Here is a 22,487-nt window from a genome sequence, read left to right as displayed (position 1 = left end):
ACATAATTAATGTAGCCTCTGGAGGAGCATCCCGCATTCCCATCGTGGCCGTCTCGGGTTGTCGTTCGCTGTGGAGCGAGCGGCCGCAACCTCCAGGCGCGTGCTCCAGTCAAAAGATGTGCGCTAGCCGAGTTGTATGATGCCCGCAGATGCGATTTTAAGTCAGACCAAGCTCGCACCCGACGCACTAGGGCCGACGGTGGTCATCGGCGAGATCCTGGTGGAGATCATGGCTAAAAGTCGCGGCGACGGCTTTCTCGAGCCGATAGAGCTTATCGGCCCCTTTCCCAGCGGCGCGCCGGCGATTTTCATCGATCAATGCGCCAAGATCGGCGGGTCGGCGGCAATTGTCGCCTCGGTCGGCGATGACGATTTCGGCCGCATCAACATCGAGCGGCTCCGGTCTGACGGCGTGGACGTATCGGCCATCTCGGTCAGCCAGGATTATCCGACCGGAAGCGCGTTTGTTCGCTATCGCAATGACGGCTCGCGCGACTTTGTCTTCAACATCGGAAAATCGGCGGCGGCCCTGGTGAGCCTGACGGTTGAAGCGAAGGCGCTCTTCGAGCGGGCTGGACACCTCCACGTCATGGGTAGCGCTTTTGCCATCCCGGGTATCTGGGAGACGATGGATCATGCCATCGGCGTCATCAAGCGGCGCGGCGGCTCCGTTTCACTTGACCCGAACTTGCGCAAGGAATTGCTCGGGCTCGGGCAGACGCAGGAGCGCTTCGCCAAGCTCGTCGATGTCGCCGACCTTATCCTGCCCTCCGGCGACGAATTGTTCATGGCAGCTGGAGTTGATGGTGAATCTGCCGCGGTCATCGCGCTCTTTGGGCGCAGTGTGACAGAGATTGCGCTTAAACGCGGCGAACACGGATCAACATTCTTCGGTGCTGACGGCTCGCGGATTGATTGCTCGGCGTTCAGGGTTGCGGAAATTGATCCGACGGGCGCTGGCGACTGTTTCGGCGGCGCTTACGTCGCTTGCCGCCGTCTCGGCATGCCTGTGTTCAAAGCCCTAGAGTATGCCAATGCCGCGGGAGCCCGCAACGTTACTATTCAAGGTCCGATGGAAGGTGCCGCCTCGCGTCGGCAGCTTGACGAATTCATCGCCGTGACCCCGAGAAACGCTCGATGACCGGTCTCCTCAAAAGCCTGGCGGCGGCGCGGCGCAATGGTTCGCCGATAGGCGTCACGTCTGTCTGCTCAGCGCATCCATTGGTCATTCGGGCAGCAGCGCGCAATGCTGCACGCTTCTCCGACATGCTTGTGATCGAAGCAACCTGCAACCAGGTCAACCAGTTCGGTGGCTACACCGGAATGCTGCCCAGCGATTTTGTTCGTCTCGTCCAGCACATATCGGCAGAAGAAAAGCTTCCGATGGAAAGGATCATCTTCGGTGGGGATCACCTTGGGCCAAATCCGTGGCGCGGGGAACATGCCGGCGCAGCGATGGCGAAGGCAGAAGAGATGGTCACGGCGTACGTGTCCGCCGGCTTTCGAAAGATCCACCTCGATGCTTCGATGGGATGCGCCGGCGAGCCTGCCGCGCTCGACGACGCCAGAACGGCGGAGCGTGCAGCGCGGCTGGCCTTGGCGGCAGAGCGCGCGGCGCGCGCCGCAGGAGATGAGGCCCCGGTCTACATCATCGGCACCGAGGTGCCGACGCCCGGCGGCGCCAACCATGCAATCAGCGACATTGAGCCGACCAGCGTAGCGGCGGCGACGCACACGATCGATGTTCATCGCGACCTGTTCCTGAAGCAAGGCTTGGCCGATGCGTTCTCACGCGTCATCGCACTGGTGGTCCAGCCCGGTGTGGAGTTCGGCAATGAGAATGTGGTCCTTTACGATTCCGCCAGGGCACGCGGGCTGACGCGGCTGCTCGAGCAGGAGCCTGGCCTGGTCTACGAGGCGCATTCAACCGACTACCAGGGACGAACATATTTGCGCCAATTGGTCGAGGACGGCTTCCCGATCCTGAAAGTGGGGCCGGAATTGACCTTCGTCCTGCGTGAGGCGCTCTACGCGCTGGACCTTATCGCGACCGATCTTTTGCCTGAATACGGAGCCCGTCCACTCTATCAGGCCATGGAGCGATTGATGCTGGCCAAACCCGGCAATTGGCAGGGCCACTATCACAGCTCGGAAGCCGAACAGCGCATCCAGCGCCACTACTCGTTCTCGGACCGCATCCGGTATTACTGGAACCAGCCGGAGGCGGAAGCAGCGGTCGCGAGCCTGACCGCGGCCCTGCACGGCAAGACGGTGCCGCTCACGCTGTTTCGCCAGCATCTGCCCGCATTCGAGGCGTTTGCAGGCAAACCGCTCGAGCCTACCTCGTTACTGATCGCCTCGATCCAGCGCAGCCTGGACGAGTACCGCTTCGCCTGCACGGGCGAGGCACTCAACACCGAAAGCAACCCGACGGCTGGAGGACGAAGATGAGCGAACAACTCTCTGGAAAGGTCATTGCAATCACGGGCGCGGCATCGGGTATCGGCCTTGCTTGTGTCCGTGGTTGTCTCGATGCTGGCGCGCGGGTGGTCCTGATCGACTATGCGGATGAGAAACTGCGCAGCCTGGCTGCTGATCTCGGCGAGAACGCGATTCCTTTGAGGGTGGATCTCACCAATCCGGAAAGCGTGGCAGGCATGATGCCCGGCATTCTGGACAAGGTCGGTCACCTCGACGCCTTCCATGCCAATGCCGGCGCCTATATCGGCGGCGATTTCATTGATGGTGATCCGGACGCCTTTGACGGGATGCTGAAGCTGAACGTCAATGCCGTATTCCGAACGGTCCATGCGGTCCTGCCGCACATGATCGAGCGGGGCACGGGAGACATTGTCGTCACCAGTTCCGTTGCCGGCCATACCGCAATACCATGGGAGCCGATCTACACCGCTTCCAAGCACGCAGTTCAAGCGTTCGTCCATGCGCTGAGGCGACAGGTGGCGAAGCACGGCATCCGTGTCGGCGCGATCGCCCCCGGACCGGTCCTGACGCCCCTCGTCGCCGACTGGCCGAAGGAGAACCTCGACCGGGCGATGGCGGCCGGAAATCTGTTTGAGCCGAAGGAAATTGCCGAAGTCCTGCTGTTCATGCTGACCCGGCCGAGAACGGTGACAATTCGCGATATCGTCATTCTGCCGACCAACTTCGACATTTGAGACGTAGCGTCTCGGCATCGAAATTCGGGGAGGTAGGCCATGTACCAAGCGCGCTTCAGGGTGGACAACGAGGTCGCCGTGGTGACCGGCGGAGGCAGAGGTATTGGCCTCGCATGTGCCGAAGCGTTGGGCGAGTCCGGAGCGCATGTGGTCATCATAGAGCCCGACGAGCAGATCGGCAGTGCTGGCAGGGATGCACTGACTGCGAAAGGCTACTCGGCCGAGCTGATGCTCGGTGACGTCACTTCGTCAACAAGGATGAGCGAGATTGCTGACACGCTCGCCACTCGTGGCACGCCGGCTTCGATTCTCGTCAACAATGCCGGCGTCGGCAGCAGCGGCATTTCGTCGGAAGATATCAGTGATGAACTCTGGCTGTGGATGATGAACGTCAACATCAACGGCGTCTTCTGGTGCTCGCGCGCTTTCGGCCGCCACATGATCGCGGCCGGCCGCGGCTCAATCGTCAATCTGGGTTCCATGTCGGGCACGATCTGCAACCGGCCGCAGCCGCAAACACCTTACAATGTCTCCAAGGCGGCCGTGCATCACATGACCCGCTCGATCGCCGCCGAGTGGGCGCCTCATGGCGTGCGGGTTAACGCGGTGGCGCCAACCTACATCGAAACGCCGATGGTCCTGGCGATTCCGGAAAACGCGCCGCGTATAGAAGCGTGGTTGCGAGACACGCCAATGGGCCGCATGGGCCAGGCGCACGAAGTCGCCAGCGCTGTCCTGTTCCTCGCTTCCGACGCGGCCAGTTTGATGACCGGAGCCGTCGTACCCGTCGATGGGGGATTTACGTGCTGGTAGGACGGTAGCAGCCAAGAGTTTCCTCGCGGTCACTTCTCTCACCGAAGCTCGAGCTCGAGAAGGTGGATGCGGCTTCGGCCGCCGGCACATCGCCTTAGGTAACCTCGGCGCCGATCGCAGCCAGCGCGAACCACGTCGAAATCCTTGTCCCCAACCAACAGTCGAGCCGCCCGCCAGGCACCGCCGACCAATGTAGATCGGCAATCTTCAGCAAAATTAGTGACGCCTCCGCATGGGCGACGCTGGCCGAGCCCTGCTTCGAACGGTCATGCCGCCGCTGGGCAGTTCGCAGTCTCGCCGCGACTACCAGAAGGCTTGTATGCGCCCATTGCGATGGCGCGCACCTCCAGCGGTGTAGTCGAGCAGAGTCGCCTGCCTTCTAACTCATTCGAGGGAGACCGGGCGATCAGACGGCTCGCCGTCGGCTTAATGCCCATTGATATAGGTCATGGAATTTGTTTGTTGTCGCAGCCAACAAATTACAAGATCGGGAGGATAGGACGAAATGCTACCCCTTCATAATTTTCGTGGACTAATGACCTCGACGGATCTGTAGGATTTGCGCACGCCGCTCAGCTTGAGCTCAGCCATGGCCTGCCTCCCGGGCACCGGCACGTTTGGTCGTGTCGTTGTTGTTTTCGTCATCTTGCGCCATCGCCAGCGGCGCGCCTGGTTCGCCTTCCCACAGGATCAGGCTGGCGGCGCCGATCAGTCCGGCCTGATTGCCGAGTTGCGCCGGCACGATGGGTACGTCCCGGTAGGCGGGCATCGCCCGCTGCTCGACGACCGCCCTGATGCTTGGAGCCAAGAGGTCGAAACCGTTGGCGAGACCGCCACCCATTACGATCAGGTCCGGCGAATAGAGATGAAGCAGATTGGTGAAGCCGATGCCCAGCCAATTCGCCTCCGCCTCGATGAGTGTGCGCGCGCGCCCGTCGCCTGCACGCGCGGCCTCGACCACGTGCCTGGCCGAGACGTCGCCGTCGGCCGCAAGGCGACGCAGCAGCGAGCCGTCGCCCGGCGCCGTCAGCGCCGTGGCGCGCCGCCCGAGCGCGGTTCCGGAGGCGACCGCCTCGAAGCAGCCGACGGCGCCGCAGAAGCAGCGGTCGCCTTCGCCGGTGATGGTCATGTGGCCGATCTCGGCCGCCAGCCCGCGCCGGCCATGATAGATGTGACCCTCGGCAACGACGCCACCGCCAATGCCAGTCGACACGGTGACGAACACCATCGACCCGGTGCCACGCCCGGCGCCGAAGCGCCATTCGCCGAGCGCTGCGGCATTGGCGTCGTTCTCCAGCCGCACCGGCAGACCGAAATACTTGCCGAGAATGTCGATCAACGGCACGTCGTGCCAGCCAGCCAGTGTCGGCGGTGCGATCACGATCCCGGCCTTGGGGTCGAGCGGCCCCGGTGCGCCGACGCCGATGCCGGCAACCTTGGCCTGTGGGTGCTGTGTCAGAAGGTCCCCGGCCAGCGCGATGATCTGGCCGATCACCGCTTCCGATCCCGCGATCGCCATCGTCGGGGCCGAAACATGGGCGATCACGTGGCCGCCGCTCTCGACCAGCGCGCCGCGCAGCTCCGTTCCGCCGAGATCGAAGGCAAGCGCAACCTTTGTCATCAGGCGGCAATCTCCAGCCCATGCAGCCAGGCCATGCGCTGCGCAAGGTCGGGGTCGCCGAATGCCAGCGATCCGAGCACCACGGTTTCGGCGCCGGCGGCGCGCAGGCGGGGCACCGTTTCGTGGCGGATGCCGCCATCGGCAGCCAAGATGATTTCGTTCTCTCGACCTGCTTTTCGCATCAGCGCCCGTGCCTCGATCAGGCGCGGGCCGGCCTGGTCGGACAGGCTCTGGCCCTTGACGCCGATGGATGTGCCGAGAAGCGTCACGAAAGCCACTTGCGACAGGAAAGGTTTGACCGCGGCCACCGGCGTTTCCAGTCTCAGCACCACCCCGGCCTCGACGCCGAGCTCACGCGCCAGCCGCACGGCGCGTAGGCCGGCCTCGCCGTTTTCCGCATGGACGCTGACAAGATCGGCGCCGGCCTCGATGAATTGGCGCGTCTGCTCCTCGACGATCTCCGCTTCAACCATCAAATGCACATGGATCGGCTTTGCCGTCAGCATGGCAATCCGCGCCACTAGGTCCGGAAAGAACAGGAAGCCGGGGGTGAAGCGGGCGTCCGCGACGTCGATGTGGTGGAGGTCGACAAACGGATCTATGCGCTTCAGGTCGCGCTCCATATTGGCGAGGTCGGCCGACCACAGCGAAAACTCGCCGAGCAGCCGGTTGCGCGGAAGGGCGGCGATGGCAGCGGGGCCGGACAGGGATTTGGTCGTCATAACGGGACAAGGCTCCGGATGTTGAAGTGAGCGCGAAGGAAGGTCGTGATCTCAGCCTGCAGCTCGGCGAAATGCCTGACGCTGTCGAGCGCCTTGGGAGAGATTTCCGCAAAGGTTGCGCCGGGGATCGCCGTGGCAAGCGTGCGCGCAGCCGGCAGCGGATGCACCGCATCCATGGCGTTGCCGATGACCAGCGTGGGGACGCCAAGGGCAGCGGCGTTGCTTTCAGAAACGCCCGGTCCGTCGGCGGCGATGTCGGCGAGGACCTGCGCGAATGGCGCGGCGTCCGGCCGGTCGAAATAGCCGAATAATGAGGCGAGATTGTCGGGCGCGTGGCGCTGCAGGCGCTCGGCGGTTTCCGATTGCGCGAAGATCGTCCTGGCCTTGTCGGGGCCGTGGTCGAGGATGAGGCCGGCGACCTCGGCGATCGGCCGCAGGTTCACCGGCGCGCTGTCGAAAATCCAGGCCGGGCGTACAAGCAGCAGACCCGCGATGCGGTCCGGGTGGCGACAGGCAAGGCGCAAGGCAATGGCGGCGCCCATGGAAACGCCGCCGGCGACGAAACGGTCGAGACCGGCTTGATCGGCGGCGGCAACAACATCGTCCGCGAACATGCTCAGGGAAAACGGACGGCGGCTGCCCAGTCCGGAGGCGCCGTGCCCGCGGCATTCCAGCGTGATGCGCCGCAAGTCGGCACCGGCCGGGAAAGCCTGGGCGATTTGCGCCTCGCCGCCGCCCAGCCCATGCTGGAAGACGACGGCAAGCCCGTTGCCATTATCAGAAATCCGAAGCGTGGCGTCGTCGCGAAGCAGAGCGGCCAGGCGCGCCATCAGGTCAGCCCCATCAGGAAGCGAGCAACCCCTGGTGCCTCTTCGGCCGAGAGGCCATGCGTGACCAGCGGCCCGTCAAAGCCTGATGACTTCAGCCTGGCGACGAAATCCGGGAAATCGACGACGCCCCTGCCGGCGGTGGCAAAGCGCCCGTCGGCGAAGCGGTCCTTGGCATGCGCCATGGCGACGTGGCCGGCAGTGCGTTCGACGGCGGCGGCCACGATGGCGCTTGCTTCCTCGGGGCTCGCCTGTTCGAACAGGTTGGCCGGATCGAGCACGACGCGCAACCGCTTCGAGCCCATCTCGGCGATGAGGCGCATCGCATCCTGCGCCGAGGTTACGATGTTGGCCTGTTCGGGCTCGATGCCGAGATCGACGCCATGACGCTCGGCGAGTTGAAGCGCCTTTTCGATCTCGCCTGCCATGTCGTCCCATGCCTCACGGTCGGCGTTGTCGGGGTGATACGCCCATTGATCGTCCGCGTTGCGCGTTCCCGTGCACAGGGTGACGAGCGGAACAGCAAGGGACGCCGCGGCCTTGATGACCACGCCAAGCCGGCGCATGCCGTCGTCGCGCACCGCTTTGTCCGAATGGGCCATATTGTAGGTGCCCGACAGCGCCACCAGGGCGACGCCGGAGGCACCGGATGCTGCCGCGATGGCGCTGATGGCACCGTCAGGTACCGCATCCGGCATCGACGGCAGGCCGGCGCAGGCAAGATTGAACTGGGTGACGGCAAATCCCGCGTCGCGCACCGCCGCCAGCACGCCGGCCGGCTCGCTGCCCGGGAAGGTCCTGGCGAACACCCCGACCTGCATCAGACCGCTCCCGTGACGGCAGCGATCTCGACGCGCAGCCCGCTCTCCACCGAGCGGGCGATCGCCACCATGGCGCGGATCGAGGCGAGGCCGTCCTCGACATCGGCGCCGCGCAGCGGCGCGCCGTCGAGGACCGTGTTGGCGAGGCCTTCGAGTTGCCGCCTGAAGAAATGGCCGTCGGCGCCAAGCGGCTTTCGCGCCGTCGCATCCTTCTCGTGAAAGATGTCGACCTCGCTCGCTCGGAAATACCAGGGATTGAAGGTCTTTGCGATCACGGAGCCGTTCTCGCCATAGAGTTGAAAGCCTTCGTGCCAGTCCATGCGGACGGCGACGGTGAGGTCGAGATGGCCGAGCGCGCCATTGGCGAATTCAGTTTCGACGAACCAGCAATAGGCGCCGAAACGCTCATTGAGGCGGGCGCGCACCGCGACAATCTCGCCGCAGAGGAAGCGTGCTGTATCGACAAGGTGCGAGCCGTGCGCGAGCATGAAATACTGCCTGAGGTCGGCCTTCGGATTGCCGGCCGGCTTCTTTGCCAGCTTGCTGGTGACGGGCAGCGGCTGCACCGCGTCGGTGTTGGTGTAGCGATGCGTGGAATCGCAATACCAGGCCTTCAGCGCCAGGATTTCGCCCATCTCGTCGCGGACGAAATCGCGCGCCGCTTCCAGTGCCGGGTCGAAGCGCTTCATATGTCCGACCTGCAGCACCTTGCCGGAGCGCTTAACCGCATCGGCGAGCGTCTCACCTTCCTCGACCGAGACGCCGATCGGCTTCTCGCACAGCACGTGCTTGCCGGCCTCGAGCGCCTTGATCGACATCGCAACGTGATAGGCGTCCGAGGTCGCAACGATCACCGCTTCCAGCTCAGGGTCGGCGAGCATCTCATCGTAGTCGCCATACATTTTTTCGGGCTCATAAGTCGCGCCCATGCGCGCCAGCAGGTCGGGAGCGGCATCGCAGATCGCATAGAGGTCGGCATTCCTGGCTTTCACGCAGGATTCCAGATGGGCAAATTGCGCGATCGGCCCGCAGCCGAGCACACCGACACGTAGGCGACGGTCTTGCTTGCGGATCATGGTCTCTTCCTCAGGCGCCGTAGCCGCGCATCGTCTGGCGGTTGGTCTTGACCGCGGCCGCCGGATGGGCGGCCGCGGTCTCGGATTCCTCTTCCAGCACCAGCCAGCCATTGAAGCGTGGCGCTGCACTGGCGATGTCGATCACCGCCGCGGTATCGCAGACGCCCTTGCCGAGCATCGCCCATGTGCCGCTGGCATCGACATCCTTCAGGTGCACGTAGCGGATGCGGTCGCGATAGGTGGTGAGCGTATCGGCCATGTTCCGATGGCCACGCAAGATGTGGCCGGTATCCGGCACCCAGCCGACGAGCGACGGATCGACCAGCCCAAAGATCCGGTCGTAGTCGGCGCGATCGAAGAGCAGCGTGTTGTGGTGCGAACTCGGATGCACCGCGACCTGGACGCCCGCCTTGCGCCCTAGCTCCCCCGCCTTGTTGTAGACCTCCGCGGCGATGGCAAATTTGTCGTCGCGCGGGCCGTCGGAGACGACTGTCGCCGAGCCCATCGACACCAGCGTGTCCGGAAAGGCAGCAGCGAAGTCGATCCATCGCTTCGCGGTCTCGAGGTCGTTGCCGATCTTCTCCTTGAGCGTGAAGCCGCTCTTGGAACCGAAGGCGAAGGAGACGAGCGTCAGGCCTGACGCCTTGAGCGCGGTCGCGAACTCCGCCGGCTTGTCGGCATATCGGCCGATCATCGTGTCGGTGATCTCGATGCCGGCATAGCCGCCATCGGCGATCGCCTTCAAGAGATCGTCCGGGCCGCCGGCAAAGCCCTCTCCGAGCATTTCCCAGGTAAAGGTCTGGCAACCGACTTTCAGGTCTTTCACGATCGTCCTTTCATTCCTTGATGCCGCCCCGCGTTAGCCTTGCGGTCCTGCCGTTCGTTGAAGGCCTTGATTAGGTCGCCAAAGGTTTCCTTGCCGAAGAAGGCGGCGCTGGCAAGCTGATTTCGGAACGTGATTGCGCCCGCGCCGGTCGAATGCCGAGACCCGTGTCGAGCGCTGCGGCGCCCAGCATGCCGGCGCCGATGAGAAATTGCCGGCGATCGGCGATGGTGACGTGACCCACAGGCTTCGTAGCGGCGGTCGGCCGTTTTTCATGTCAGTCATTTCCTCCCCTGAAGGCTGGGGCCTCCAATGTTGCGCCAGCATTTTCGCATGTTCTGCAAAAATTTTACGCGCGTCAATATTTAAAGTGCTGTATAGCGGGCTGTGATTGCGGCTCGCGACCGATTCAGCAGGCCCGCCGAAGTGTCATCGCGTTGGGAGGCAGACTCGAAAATGCAAGCAAAATCACAGATTAAGCTCGGTATCGGCATTGTCGGATGCGGCAACATCTCGATGACTTATCTGCGCAACGCGGCGCTCTTCGGCGGCCTCGAGTTGCGTGCATGCGCCGACATTTCCACCGAACTGGCGGCACTGCGCGGCAGCGAATACGGCATCCGGGCAGTCAGCGTCGACACGCTTCTAGCCGATCCGGACATCGACCTTGTCCTCAACCTGACCGTCCCGGCGGCGCATTTCGACATCTCGTTTTCGGCGCTTTCGGCGGGCAAGCATGTTTTCACCGAAAAGCCGCTGTCAACCTCGGCTAGGGACGGCCGCCGGCTTGTCGCCGAGGCGGCGAAGCGCAATCTGCTCCTAGGCTCGGCCCCCGACACTTTTCTCGGCGCAGCCGGACGGCGGGCGCGCCGCCTGATGGACGAGGGCGCGATCGGCCGCGCCGTCACCGGCACCGCCTTCATGATGGGGCGCGGCATGGAGCACTGGCATCCCAATCCGCAATTTTACTATCAGCCGGGCGCCGGCCCAATCTTCGACATGGGCCCCTATTACCTGACCATGCTGGTCAACCTGCTTGGGCCGGTGGCACGCGTGATGGCGATGGCGACTCGGGGACAGGAAGTGCGCCTTATCACTGCCGAAGGTCCCTACAGGAACACCAGTTTCAAGGTCGGCACGCCGACCAACATCCTATCGCTGCTGGAGTTCCGATCGGGCGCCACCGTCACCTTCGGAGCCTCCTGGGATGTCTTCAGACACTCCAATCACCCTATCGAACTGCACGGCACGGAAGGCTCACTGCGCCTGCCCGATCCTGACACGTTCGGCGGCACCGTATCGCTTTCGGAACGCGGCGCCGACTGGGCCGACTTCCATAGCGAGAGCGAGCTCTACGGGGGGCGCAACTGGCCTTACGCCGCGCCCGACCGCGCCAACTACCGCATGCTTGGCGTCGCCGATCTGTCGCATGCGCTGAGGACGGGCAGAAAACCCCGCGCCTCCGGCGATCTCGCTTTGCATGTGCTGGAGATCATGGAGGCGATCCTCGCTTCGGGAGAAAGCCGCGAGTCCGTCGCCGCCAACGGGGCGGTCGACCAGCCGCCGCTTCTTGGCGAGGACGAGGCGACGAGCCTGCTTGCCTGAGGCGTAGGATCAGTCGATGGCTACGTTGCTTTCATCATTTCTCGATCCGGAAGCCCGGCATGTGCTCGACCTCGGCCGACAGGCTCCTGCGCGGCCGTTCGACGCCGGCACGCCTGAAGAGGCGCGGCGCGCCTATGAGGAGAGCTTTCCCACACTGCAGGGTGAACGCGAGCCGGTCGCCTCACTGAACGAACGCTTCATCGACGGGCCTAGCGGCCCGTTGACGCTCAGGATCTATCACGGGCGACGGGCGGCCTTGGCCAGTGCCCCAGCGTTGCTTTATCTGCATGGCGGCGGCTGGGTGATCGGCAATCTCGATTCCCATGACGAGATCTGCCGCTGGTTTGCCAACATGGCGGCCTGTGTGGTCGTCTGTCCCGACTATCGGCTGGCGCCGGAACACAAATTCCCGGCCGCCATCGAGGATTGTCGCGCAGCATTTGCCTTCATGCAAAGTGCGGCCGACGATCTCGGCATCGACGCGGAGCGGATCGCTGTCGCCGGCGACAGCGCCGGTGGCAATCTCGCTGCGGTGCTGTGCCTGATGGTGCGTAGGAGCAAGAATCCGCCGACCGTGCAATTGCTGTTCTATCCGAACACGGATGCCTCGCAGACAGCGGACAGCTATCGCCGTTTTGCTGAGGGCTATGGTCTCACCGCGGCAACGATGGCCTGGTTCCGCGACCACTATGTCAACCATGCCGGGGATATCGACGACTGGCGCGTGTCGCCGCTGAAGGTCGCCAGCCTTGCCGGCGCAGCACCAGCCTTTGTCGCGATCGCCGGTCATGACATTCTCGTTGACGAGGGTGAGGCTTACGCAAAGCGTCTGCAAGATGACGGCGTGCCTGTCGTGCTGAGGCGCTGGCCTGGCCAGATCCACGGCTTTGTCTCGATGGGCCGCCATGGTCCGGCCTCGCGGCAAGCCGTCGGCGCGGCGGTTGCCGCGTGGCGCGGCTTCGATGGAAAGCTCAGGCCGATTGACGCATAACCAGCGTCGCGTCGAGATTGACCTTAGCGGCAACCTCAGCTCCATCCTCGTTCAGCAGGGCCAGCAGCGTCTCGACGCTATATCCCGCCATGGCGGCGAAGTCCTGCGCCATGGTGGTGAGGCCTGGACATGTGTAGCGGCTCAGCGGGTGATCGTCATGAGCTGCGACACGCAGGTCGCAGTCGGCCTTGCGACCGACCTTGAGGCCTTGCGCGTAGGCGGCCGCCATCACGCCGAAGGCGAGACGGTCGTTGTTGCACAGAATGGTCTTGCCCGACAGGCCGCCATTGCCGAGCATTTTTTCCATTTGCTCGTAGCCGATCCGTTCGAAATCCCATGTGTACTCGTCGGTGTTGCCGATGACGACAGGCTCATGCCCGAGCCGCTTCATAGAAGCGATATAGCTTTTCAGTCGTTCTGGCGAGTTGTGGTTGACGTGCGGGATATCGAAATAGACCGGGGCGTCGCCGGACCGGCACAGATACTCGACGATGGTCGAGACGCTCTGGGCATTGTTGTTGCCGACGAACGGCGTTCCGCCTTCGAGATAGGTGTCGAAATAGACCACCGGTATGGCCTGCGTCAGCTTCTCCAGCGTGCGGTGGTCCGAGCGCAGGCCGAGCGGCGCGATGAGTGCACCGGAGACCTTCAGCGACAGGATGGTTCGCGTTGCCTCCACTTCGAGCTCGCGCGAGCCGTGCGAGGAGATCACGATCGGCCAGTAGCCTTCGTCGCGCAGCCTTAGTTCGATGCGGCTGACCATCTCCGAATAAAAGGGGTCGGCCACTGTCGGCACCATGATGCCGATGCTGCGGGTCCGCTTGCGGTTCAGGTTGCGTGCAAACAGATTGGGCTGGTAGTCGGACGAGCGCAGCGCCTCTTCGATACGCTGCCGTGTCGCTGGCTTGACGCTGGTCGGATCGTCGAAATATTTCGACAGCGTCGGCCTGGAGACGCCGCAAGAGCGGGCAAAATCATCCATCGTCTTGTGCGTCGTCGGCAATTCAAACGCCTCGCGTTCTGGACATCCAATCACTGGGTTGCCCTAGCGCTGCCCCAGGGTACCCGCATACGCTGCCGTGCAACGGCAAGGCAAAATTTTACAGAGAGCTTCAGCAGTTTCAACGCGTATCGCTGAATTTTTTCACGCGTAAATTTATTAGTTGACGCGAAAAGTACAAGCCATATTGACTCCGAATATCGGTTGCCGCCAGGCAGAATTGCACGCGACTGAGAGGGGTCGTTCGAGTCGGGCCCTGGGGAGAAACGCCGGGAGGTTCCGCGAGGTGAAGAAGCTGGTCTCAGCCGGCGAGATCGAGCTTCGGCGATTGACGCAGCGTCGGCACCGAGATGCTGAGGGCAGCAACAGCGCGCTTTCCAGTCTAGCGCGATATGAAGATCCTTAATGTGCTAAATTTGTCTTCGTACTCCGAAACGTCGGTTGCCAATGGGACACGCTGCCAATTCTGGGCACCACAATCCGGAAGGCACCTACACATAGCGCACTTCGACTCCCAGCTTGTCCAATCGACTGCGAATCCCATAGGGCATAGCGGTGTCGGTGATGATCAGATCGACACGTGACAACGAAAATGCCTTAGATGAGGCGCCAATATCCCATTTGCTTGAATCCGCCACAAGGATCACGCGCCTGGCCATACGAACCAGATTGCGTTTTGTGCGCGCAATGTCTTCTGAGACATCGACGACATCGAATGACTGATCGATCGCATGCGCGCTGAGGAACGCTTGGTGGGCCACAAGGCCGCCCACAGCCCTATCAAAATCCGACACGATCGTGCTGACCGTCGAGGGATAGACCCGACCGCCTATCATATGCACGTCCAGCCCAGGGCGATACATCAGATGCTGTGCAATGTTCATCGCGGTTGTGGCTACTACCACATTGTTGACCGGGGGCATCTGCATTGCGACCTGCAGCAACGTCGAGCCGCTGTCGAACACCACGGACTGGTTGTCTATGATCTGGCGCGCCGCCATCTGCGCGATACGCCGTTTGGCATCGAAATTGCGAGACATCCGCTCTTCGAAGGCCGCCGCTGGCGAATCAGCGGGCAAGGCGATCGCACCGCCATGCGTTTTGATCAACTGCTTTTTTGCATCCAGAATTTCCAGGTCGGACCTGATGGTCACCTCGGAGACGCCGAAGTTTTCCGCCAGTTGGCTGGTACGCGCCTGGCCGGTCCGCTGAAGCGCGAGCATGATCTGATGTCGCCGTTGTTCCGCAAGCATGTGTAACCCCGAATTGCTGTTTGGATAACTGCACGCCAACCTTTCGAAAATCGAATAGGAAACCGGCCTGCGTTTGAGAATTCGAGGGATACCGCCTCACCGCAGCGAACGCTAGCCGTTGCAGTTGCAACCTATATCGAAACGAAAGAAATCGAAATATTGAATATTGTTTTGCTTTCGAGTTAGGGTCCTCAACGTCAGATCAACAATTGCGAAGGGACTGCACTGATATGGGCCTTGGAACTAAAATTCGCTTGTCGCGGCTGTTCTCGCATCGATCTGGGAACCTGTTCGGTGGTGCCGTCGACCATTTCGTAGGGTACGGCAACGTCCGCGAGGGAGGCCTTGCGGATCTGCCCGGCGCGCTCAAGCGGGTGATGGCCGGAGAGCCAGATTACATCAGCATTCAACCTGGTGCGGCGCGTCATTTGTGGCCGGCTTACGCCGGCAAGGCAGCGCTGGTCATTCAGGCGGGATGCTTTACGCCCGACGATCGGATCAGTCAGTTGATCGCGACGCCCGAAGATGCAGTGCGCTATGGTGCCGATGCGCTGGCGGTCGCCATTCCGGTGCGGGGCGATACCGAGGGTCACTACATTCGTTGGCTTACCGATACGGTCAACGCGGCTGCTCGTTTCGAAATGCCGGTCGTTGCACATGTTTATCCCCGCGACTATTCAAACGGCTGCAAGATCGTCTTCACCCCCGACGAAATCGCCTACGCAGTGCGGATTGGTTTTGAGACCGGTGTTGACGTGATCAAGGTCGGATACACCGGGGACTTCGACTCATTCAAGGAAACCGTGGCAACTTGCCCGGTTCCCATCGTTATCGCCGGCGGTCCGAAGACCGAGGATCTTCTGGGCGCTCTCACCCAGACGTCTGAAGCCCTGCGCGCCGGTGCGAAGGGTGCCGTCGTGGGGCGCAATCTGTGGGGGCACGGTGACACCACGATGGCAGCGCGTGCATTCAAGTGCGTCATTCACGATGGGATGGCACCGCAAGACGCTTTGGCGGCTGCGGGCACGTGAGCTGTGACCGGCAATCTGCAGGTTTTGGGCTTCGGAGCCTTGGCGATTGACGACATCATCTATGTCGACAGCCCGCTGGGTGCTGGCAAAGGGAAGGTGACAAATCGCACGAAGGACCACGGCGGCAATGTGGCGACGGCACTCGTTGCTGTCGCCAAGCTGGGGGGGCGTGCCGGTTTCATCGGCTGGCTGAGTGATCAGCCACTTACGGATGTCGGCGCCCACGAGCTTGAACGACACGGCGTCGACATATCTTTCGCGCCACGTCGTGCCGATGCCAAGCCGATCCGGTCGGTTATTACGGTCGCGCCCGATGGTGACAGGTTCATCGCCTATGATGATGATGTGCCGCACGGGACCTCCGATGCGCTGGCCGATAGCGTCCTTGCGCAAGCCCAGGTGCTGCTGATCGACGGTTACGCCACGCACGCTGACATGATTGTTGCTCGTGCCCGTAAGCTGGGTCTGGCGGTGGTGGCCGATATTGAGTGGACTGTCGGACCTGCGACCGAACGATTGATCCGCCTGTCAAATCACCTGGTATTGCCTCTGAAATTTGCCCAAACCTATACTGGCGAGGCCAAGGCGACAGCGATCCTGCGCAAGCTGTGGTCAGATGACCGCTCCGCGGTCGTGTTAACCGAAGGCGATCGAGGAGCCTATATCCGGCAAAAGGACGATGTCGTTTTGTGGCACGTTCCGGCCTACAAGGTCAGGGCAGTGGACACGACCGGCGCGGGGGATTGTTTTCATGGCGCCTATGCCTTCGCCCTTACGCAGCGAAAGCAGCCTGTCGCCTGCGCTGTTTATGCAACTGCCGCGGCCGCGATCTCAGTGACGGGCCGGGGTGGCCGCATGGCTCTGCCGGATCACAACGCCTGTGTCGCGTGGATGGCGAAAGAAAATGCACCTGTGCCCATACCGATTACGTCGCCAGACTGAGAATTCATCACTCGGATATTGCCGCTGCTGGTGGGACGTCCGAGGCGCGCGGTTAACCGCGCAGATAGCAATGCCGGTTCGATCTGCAGTCGCGCCGCGCGGAGGCTATTCGATGTTTAGGTAGCGCTGACAATAGGGAGGATGTGACGTGGCTGTTGTTGTGTTGGACAAAATTTGCAAGACCTACGGGACGAAATTCCAAGCCATCAAGGATCTTAGCCTGACGATAAACGACGGCGAGTTCCTCATTCTCGTTGGCCCTTCGGGATGCGGAAAATCGACAGCCTTGCGCATGATCGCGGGGCTGGAGGAGATCAGCAGCGGAACCCTGACCATTGGTGGAGAGAATGTTGAGGATCTAGCGCCGAAGGACCGGGATATTGCGATGGTCTTTCAGAACTATGCCCTTTATCCGCATATGACAGTGTTCGACAACATAGGCTTCTCGATGAAGCTTGCGGGGAAGAGCAAGGCCGAGCGGACGAAGCGCGTCCATGAAATAGCAAAGACCCTGCAGCTGCACACGCTGCTCGACAGTAAGCCGGCCGCGCTGTCTGGCGGACAACGCCAGAGGGTCGCCATGGGGCGCGCGATGGTGCGCGAACCGGCAGCCTTTCTCATGGATGAACCCTTGTCAAACCTCGATGCCAAGCTGCGCGTGCAAATGCGCGCGGAAATTGTCAGCCTGCAAAGACAGCTGGGGGTGACCACGATTTATGTAACACACGATCAGACCGAAGCCTTGACCATGGGCGACCGGGTTGCGGTCTTGAAAGGCGGTGTCCTTCAGCAGGTCGACACGCCAAAGACGCTGTATAATCGACCAGTCAATGCCTTCGTCGCGGGTTTCATCGGCTCGCCGTCGATGAACCTGTTCGAAGGCCGTTTGCACAATGGCAGGATCAACCTGCCGACCTTTTCGATACCGGTGCCGACGAGTGCGTTTGAGCGCTCTCCTGGTCTGAGCGCCTTCGAAGGCAAGACGCTCATTTTCGGCATACGCCCCGAGGATCTTTACGACAGCAGTCTGGAATCGGGATCGCGACATGCCACTCTACCGGCCATCGTGAAGACGACAGAGGAATTGGGATCCGAGCTTATCGTTCATTTGAAGGTCGACGCGGTTCGAATCGATTCTGGCGACCCAGATGCTGTTGAAGATCTAAGCGGCGCAGCAAATGTCGTAGCGAGGTTTGAAGCCGTCAGCGCGGTCCGGCCGGGCGCGTTGATTGATCTGGCGATCGATGCGGCCAAGTTGCACTTCTTCGATCCCCAGACGCACCTCACAATCTAGCGTGATCCGCGATGGTTGACCCGGCTAAAGGGACGGAGACGCAAATGTCGCTTCCGTCTTCTGGTCCATTTGCGTAGGTGACGGTAGACGCTGGCTTCGCTCTCCTGGGCAATCCGACCAGTTCTCGCTCGCCCATCACAGCTCGGGCCGTCTTCGTTGGCAAATGGTGAGACTTGCTCGACATCGGTTCAGCGCGCGACAGCCGATTTTTCCACCGGAGGTGGAGATCGTCTTGTGCCCGGCGGCACCCTGTCATCGACAACCAAAACGATCGCCTGAACGCCTCTGAATTGCGACGTCTACGCGAGCGCGCGACCCCACCGAATGGCGTTTTTTCTCTTCGAATATACGACTTTCATTTGTTTTCTTTTTAGGGGAGTGGCTTTCATTTGTTTACGAAAATAGAGAAAGAAGCGGCACAAGCAATGTGCACAAGGGAAAAACTAACCCCAGAGAACTTAAGAAAACCATATACCAATCAATGGCTTACATTCAGTCATAACGTCCCGGCATCCTACCCATTTTTCACGATTGCAGTTCTTGATTGACACAAAGACCCGGAAAAGAACCTAGTTTGATCGCGATCGGGAGGATCGAGCCAAACGTCGCTCCTAGGAGGAAAACATGAACGTCAGAAGATATATTGCTGCGGCCACGTCCGCTGTGGCTGTCTGGGCACTGTCTGCTACCTGCGCCTTTGCTGAGACCAATCTCGAATTCATCCAATGGTGGGAGCCGGAAATGCCCGCCGGTGCTCTGCGTAGCATCATGGACGACTTCGAAGCCAAAAACCCTGGTATCAAGGTGACGCTCGTCAGCGGTCCCTATTCCGCCACCCATGATCAGATCGTAGTCGGCGCCGCGTCGGGGACGCTCAGCGACGTCGTCGGCCTGGACGGAGCATGGGTCAATGGCCTTGCAAAGCAGGGCGCAATCGCTTCCATGGACAGCCTGATGGCTGACGCCAAATATGATCAGAGCCAGATCGCTGACATCATCAAGGTCAACGGCCAAAGCGTCATGTTCCCGCTCGCCTCGTTCGTATACCCGGTCTTCGTCAACCTCGATCTGGCCAAGGCTGCTGGTGTCGACAAGATGCCGGCCAACCGCACAGAATTCGCCGCTGCCGCGAAGAAGATGACCAATGCGGACAAGAACGAGTACGGGTGGGTGCTGCCGCTATCGCTGCAAAACCCCGGCGGCATCCAGAACGACGTGATGTCTTGGGTCTGGGCTTCCGGAGCATCGATGCTCAAGGACGGCAAGCCCGACGTGGAAAATGAGGCCGTGGTCGGTACACTCGAATACGTCAAGTCGCTACAGGACGCCGGCGTCATATCGCCAGGCATCTTTGCCAAGAAGGAACAGGACAAGGTCGAAGAGTTCGTCAACGGCCGTGTCGGAATGATGATCGACTCGCTGGCTCATATCAATCTTATCCGCCAGCGTAACCCCAATCTCAAGTTCGGTATCTCTGCGCTTCCTGCGGTCGACGGCTATACGGGTAAGCGCGGACTGCCCTATGCCTCTTGGGGCATCGGCATTAGCAACAGCACCGAGCATAAGGCAGAAGCCTGGAAGCTTGTTGAATATCTGATGAGCCCGGAAGTGAACGGCCGCCTGGTATCGCTCGCAAATGCCTTTCCGGGCAACGTGCAAGCGAAGCCTGACTTCTCGAAATCGGACCCGCTGTTCGAGGAAGCCTTCAAGATCTTCCAAAGCGGTCACTTGGCCAATGAATTCGTGGGCTTGCCGGTGGCCGAAGACCTGATGCGCGACATGAACGTCGAAGTGCAAAAGATGTTCGACGGCCAGCAAACCGCAAAGGAGGCCGCTGCCAACACGCAAAAGCAGTGGTTGCTTGACTTCGCCAAGTAGGCGCTGCTTCAGACAATTCGGCAGCGCGATAACATCTATCGCGCTGCCGCTGCATCGGAACCGGACCATACGGTCGATGACCAAGCGGATTGTACCTCATGAGCCTCGCCAACGAAGGTTTGATCGTCACGCGAACGAAAATGCGCAAGCGTGGCATGCTTTCTTACAAGACGAGAAAGCGGCTCACTCCGCTGTTTTATGTGGCACCCGCCACGTTTTTGTTTTGTCTGCTAATGCTGTTTCCCATGATCACGGTCCTGCGCTATTCGCTGATGGACGGCGCAATCATGAAAAAGGACGCTGCTTTCATAGGGTTGCAGAACTACGAGACGATCTTCACAGATCCAGTCTTCTGGCAGTCGGTCGGGCAGACCCTCTATTTCACGGTGATGAGCGTCATTTTCCACCTTCTAATCGGCCTGGCCTTCGCCCTATTGCTGAACACCCAACGCGTCCCTCCGATGATTAGAAGCATCCTGCGTGTTCTCTACATTTTGCCATGGCTCTTTACGGCAGTCATCATCGCGATCATCTGGCGGCTGCTTTTGGATCCCAATGGCGTGGTCAACAGCATTTTGATGACGCTCCATATCGTCAACTTCAAGGTCGAGTGGTTCTCCTCGACGAAAACCGCGATCCATGCGTTGACGTTTGCGAACATCTGGGCGGGATACCCTCTATATATGGTCAGCTTGCTCGCCGGTCTCCAGGGCATCCCCAAGGACCTTTACGAAGCCGCCGGCATCGATGGCGCCAATGAGTTCCAAAAGTTTCGGTACATCACGATCCCGCAGCTGATGCCGATCATCATCAGCATCGCCCTGCTGGATTTCATCTGGACGATGCAAGTCTTCCCCCTGGTCTGGATGACAACGGGCGGTGGACCGATCCATTCGACCGAGGTGCTGAGCACGTATACCTATAAGCTTGCGTTTTCGAGTTACGAATTTTCACAGGCTTCGGCGAGCGCGATCTTCATCTTGATCATCTCGATGGGCGCGACTTACTTCTACATCAAACACCAGAAGGCCAGGTGACCGGCAATGGCAAAGCGCTCCTTCAAAAACACCGTTTTGCCGACCGTACTGACATATCTCGGGCTCGCGGCCGGTCTGGTCTTTGCAGGCTTTCCAATCCTGTGGATGTTTTTCACTTCGTTGAAATCGAACACCGAGATCTTTGCCCTGCCGCCGAGACTGCTGCCCGACCATTTCACGAACGTGGCCTATCTTTCGATCTTCAATGATCCGACCAAGGTGCGCTTCTTTCTCAACAGCTATCTGGTCGCGGGAGTGGTAACCCTTCTGACGTTACTGATCGCCATTCTGACGGCCTATGGCTTCAGCCGCTATTCATTCCGGCTTAAGAATACGCTTAACGTCTTCATCATCAGCACACAGACCGTACCGCCGATCACGCTTCTGATTCCCTATTTCGGCATGGTCGTCGCCTTCGGCATTTTCAACACCTATTTCGCGCTGATTCTAACCTACATGGTATTCACCCTGCCTTACGCAATCCTTCTGATGACCGGCTATCTCAATACCCTGCCAAAGGAACTCGATGAGGCAGTGCTGGTCGATGGGGGGTCAAGTTGGACAGCGCTATGGCGTGTGATTATCCCTCTTTCAGTCCCCGGCGTCGTCGCGACCGCGGTCTATACGTTTCTGTTGGCGTGGAACGAGTTCCTTTTTGCGCTTACTTTGACGAAGTCGACGGACATGCGGACCGTTCCGATCGGTATCGAGTTGCTTATGGGCCAACATGCGTTCGAATGGAACGAGATGATGGCGATGAGCGTGCTGGGATCACTCCCGCTTCTGATCCTGTATCTGATTGCACAACGTTACTTCCTCGCGGGCCTGGCCGCCGGGTCGGTGAAGAGCTGAGCAAACTGACTGCCAGTTCGCTGTTCGCTGCTGAACACATCAACCCATTCCGGCCCCGAAGGTCCGGTCTTTGACAGCGCCAGCGCTATGCCAAATCCTGCACGTCGAGGGTCGTGCAGGCCGAAGGCGGCGACTGATCGCGCTCGACATCTCTCCCGCGGTTTCCCAACTGTTTCGCCCCGATGGCCCGGCGCTGACGCCGCTGCCGTCGACCTGAGTGGCGCACTCGGAAGTTGAATCCGACTGCTGACCAAGCCGGCTTCTAGCCTGGCCTCGGCATCCCCTGCCTTGTCGATTTCGCCATCTGATGCCGCGATCGCTCGACACCGGTCTGCTGCAATGCAGCACATCAAAACCCGCGGCACACCATTTTAAATCTTGACGCGTGTCAAATTTTTATAAAACATGCGGAAACGCGGACAAGGCATCGATCAGCGCGGCTGGAAGTGACGAAAGCCGGCGTCGGCGGTCCTGTGACGCGGACATACGGGCCGCTCTATGGCGATGCCTTCTCCAATGAGCTCGAAAGCTTCCATCGCCACATCATGGACGGCACCAAACCTCTGACCGATCTCGCGGACTCTCGTCGCGACTTGGCGCTGATGGCGGAGATCATTGATCGCATGAAACAGACTACGGGGATTATGCGCTGAAGCTGCCCTTTTAGGGTAGATCCTACGAGGAGATTGCATTGGCTCCCGGCTGGCGGGTCTACGCTTTCCGGC

The 22,487-nt window shown here is 60.8% G+C and carries 21 protein-coding genes; 13 read left to right on the top strand and 8 right to left on the bottom strand.

Annotated features, from left to right (window positions below; genetic code table 11):
- Positions 1-139 precede the first annotated feature (139 nt).
- From NKI54_RS03900 to NKI54_RS03885, 4 genes are read left to right on the top strand one after another with little or no spacing between them, the layout of a single operon-like run.
- Positions 140-1,141: a tagatose kinase gene (locus NKI54_RS03900; protein ID WP_352637646.1), complete on the top strand. Its 1,002-nt coding sequence runs from the start codon at positions 140-142 to the stop codon at positions 1,139-1,141.
- Positions 1,138-2,451, top strand: coding sequence for a D-tagatose-bisphosphate aldolase, class II, non-catalytic subunit (locus NKI54_RS03895; protein WP_352690749.1), 1,314 nt, complete (start codon positions 1,138-1,140; stop codon positions 2,449-2,451). Before NKI54_RS03900 ends, NKI54_RS03895 begins: the two co-directional genes overlap by 4 nt.
- Complete coding sequence (locus NKI54_RS03890; protein ID WP_023679413.1) at positions 2,448-3,176, top strand: SDR family oxidoreductase; 729 nt, start codon at positions 2,448-2,450, stop codon at positions 3,174-3,176. Before NKI54_RS03895 ends, NKI54_RS03890 begins: the two co-directional genes overlap by 4 nt.
- Positions 3,177-3,215: 39 nt before the next feature.
- Positions 3,216-3,989: an SDR family NAD(P)-dependent oxidoreductase gene (locus tag NKI54_RS03885; RefSeq protein ID WP_023679412.1), complete on the top strand. Its 774-nt coding sequence runs from the start codon at positions 3,216-3,218 to the stop codon at positions 3,987-3,989.
- A gap of 583 nt (positions 3,990-4,572) precedes the next feature.
- On the opposite strand, the gene NKI54_RS03880 is transcribed toward NKI54_RS03885, so the two are convergent.
- The 6 genes from NKI54_RS03880 to NKI54_RS03855 are packed head-to-tail and all read right to left on the bottom strand — an operon-like array spanning position 4,573 to position 9,840.
- Positions 4,573-5,610 carry an ROK family protein gene (locus tag NKI54_RS03880; RefSeq protein WP_352637643.1) on the bottom strand — a complete coding sequence of 346 codons (1,038 nt, stop codon included), beginning with the start codon at positions 5,608-5,610 and terminating at the stop codon, positions 4,573-4,575.
- On the bottom strand, positions 5,610-6,332 hold the full coding sequence (locus NKI54_RS03875; RefSeq protein WP_352524746.1) for a ribulose-phosphate 3-epimerase: 723 nt from the start codon (positions 6,330-6,332) through the stop codon (positions 5,610-5,612). The genes NKI54_RS03880 and NKI54_RS03875 overlap by 1 nt, the downstream gene beginning before the upstream one ends.
- On the bottom strand, positions 6,329-7,162 hold the full coding sequence (locus NKI54_RS03870) for an alpha/beta fold hydrolase (protein ID WP_023680303.1): 834 nt from the start codon (positions 7,160-7,162) through the stop codon (positions 6,329-6,331). Before NKI54_RS03870 ends, NKI54_RS03875 begins: the two co-directional genes overlap by 4 nt.
- On the bottom strand, positions 7,162-7,980 hold the full coding sequence (locus NKI54_RS03865; protein WP_352457864.1) for a sugar phosphate isomerase/epimerase family protein: 819 nt from the start codon (positions 7,978-7,980) through the stop codon (positions 7,162-7,164). The genes NKI54_RS03870 and NKI54_RS03865 overlap by 1 nt, the downstream gene beginning before the upstream one ends.
- Positions 7,980-9,056, bottom strand: a complete 1,077-nt coding sequence (locus NKI54_RS03860; protein ID WP_352457863.1) for a Gfo/Idh/MocA family protein — start codon at positions 9,054-9,056, stop codon at positions 7,980-7,982. Before NKI54_RS03860 ends, NKI54_RS03865 begins: the two co-directional genes overlap by 1 nt.
- A 10-nt stretch (positions 9,057-9,066) precedes the next feature.
- Complete coding sequence (locus NKI54_RS03855) at positions 9,067-9,840, bottom strand: sugar phosphate isomerase/epimerase family protein (RefSeq protein ID WP_352690975.1); 774 nt, start codon at positions 9,838-9,840, stop codon at positions 9,067-9,069.
- A gap of 495 nt (positions 9,841-10,335) precedes the next feature.
- Between NKI54_RS03855 and NKI54_RS03850 the strand changes: the two genes are divergently transcribed.
- Complete coding sequence (locus NKI54_RS03850; protein ID WP_352637590.1) at positions 10,336-11,484, top strand: Gfo/Idh/MocA family protein; 1,149 nt, start codon at positions 10,336-10,338, stop codon at positions 11,482-11,484.
- A 16-nt stretch (positions 11,485-11,500) separates the two neighbouring features.
- The gene (locus tag NKI54_RS03845) at positions 11,501-12,475 is read left to right on the top strand and encodes an alpha/beta hydrolase (RefSeq protein WP_352637588.1); all 975 of its coding nucleotides are present in this window, start codon (positions 11,501-11,503) and stop codon (positions 12,473-12,475) included.
- Here the strand turns inward: NKI54_RS03845 and NKI54_RS03840 are convergent.
- Positions 12,456-13,457 carry a LacI family DNA-binding transcriptional regulator gene (locus NKI54_RS03840; protein WP_352637592.1) on the bottom strand — a complete coding sequence of 334 codons (1,002 nt, stop codon included), beginning with the start codon at positions 13,455-13,457 and terminating at the stop codon, positions 12,456-12,458. The two genes, NKI54_RS03845 and NKI54_RS03840, sit on opposite strands and share 20 nt — an antisense overlap.
- 509 nt (positions 13,458-13,966) lie before the next feature.
- Positions 13,967-14,728 carry a DeoR/GlpR family DNA-binding transcription regulator gene (locus NKI54_RS03835; RefSeq protein WP_023680295.1) on the bottom strand — a complete coding sequence of 254 codons (762 nt, stop codon included), beginning with the start codon at positions 14,726-14,728 and terminating at the stop codon, positions 13,967-13,969.
- A 230-nt stretch (positions 14,729-14,958) separates the two neighbouring features.
- On the opposite strand from NKI54_RS03835, the gene NKI54_RS03830 reads away from it, so the two are divergent.
- The 7 genes from NKI54_RS03830 (at position 14,959) to NKI54_RS03800 (ending at position 22,415) form a co-directional block, all read left to right on the top strand.
- A complete protein-coding gene (locus tag NKI54_RS03830) occupies positions 14,959-15,759 on the top strand; it encodes a beta/alpha barrel domain-containing protein (RefSeq protein ID WP_352457857.1) in 801 nt (266 codons plus the stop codon).
- 3 nt (positions 15,760-15,762) lie between these two features.
- Positions 15,763-16,701, top strand: a complete 939-nt coding sequence (locus NKI54_RS03825) for a PfkB family carbohydrate kinase (protein WP_352637587.1) — start codon at positions 15,763-15,765, stop codon at positions 16,699-16,701.
- A gap of 148 nt (positions 16,702-16,849) precedes the next feature.
- Positions 16,850-17,995 (top strand): ABC transporter ATP-binding protein, encoded by a 1,146-nt coding sequence (locus NKI54_RS03820; protein ID WP_352457855.1) that lies wholly within the window; start codon positions 16,850-16,852, stop codon positions 17,993-17,995.
- A gap of 624 nt (positions 17,996-18,619) precedes the next feature.
- Positions 18,620-19,873, top strand: a complete 1,254-nt coding sequence (locus tag NKI54_RS03815) for an ABC transporter substrate-binding protein (protein WP_352637586.1) — start codon at positions 18,620-18,622, stop codon at positions 19,871-19,873.
- 140 nt (positions 19,874-20,013) lie between these two features.
- Entirely contained in the window at positions 20,014-20,910 is an 897-nt protein-coding gene (locus NKI54_RS03810; RefSeq protein ID WP_502898200.1) for a carbohydrate ABC transporter permease, read from the top strand.
- 6 nt (positions 20,911-20,916) lie between these two features.
- A complete protein-coding gene (locus NKI54_RS03805; protein ID WP_352524729.1) occupies positions 20,917-21,762 on the top strand; it encodes a carbohydrate ABC transporter permease in 846 nt (281 codons plus the stop codon).
- Positions 21,763-22,208: 446 nt separating this feature from the next.
- The gene (locus NKI54_RS03800; RefSeq protein WP_023680287.1) at positions 22,209-22,415 is read left to right on the top strand and encodes a hypothetical protein; all 207 of its coding nucleotides are present in this window, start codon (positions 22,209-22,211) and stop codon (positions 22,413-22,415) included.
- Positions 22,416-22,487: the final 72 nt, after the last annotated feature.

The organism is Mesorhizobium sp. M0663 (genome assembly GCF_040320585.1).
Taxonomy (GTDB): domain Bacteria; phylum Pseudomonadota; class Alphaproteobacteria; order Rhizobiales; family Rhizobiaceae; genus Mesorhizobium.
The sequence above is the reverse complement of the archived record's forward strand: the minus strand, read 5'-3'. Positions and strand labels throughout refer to the sequence as shown.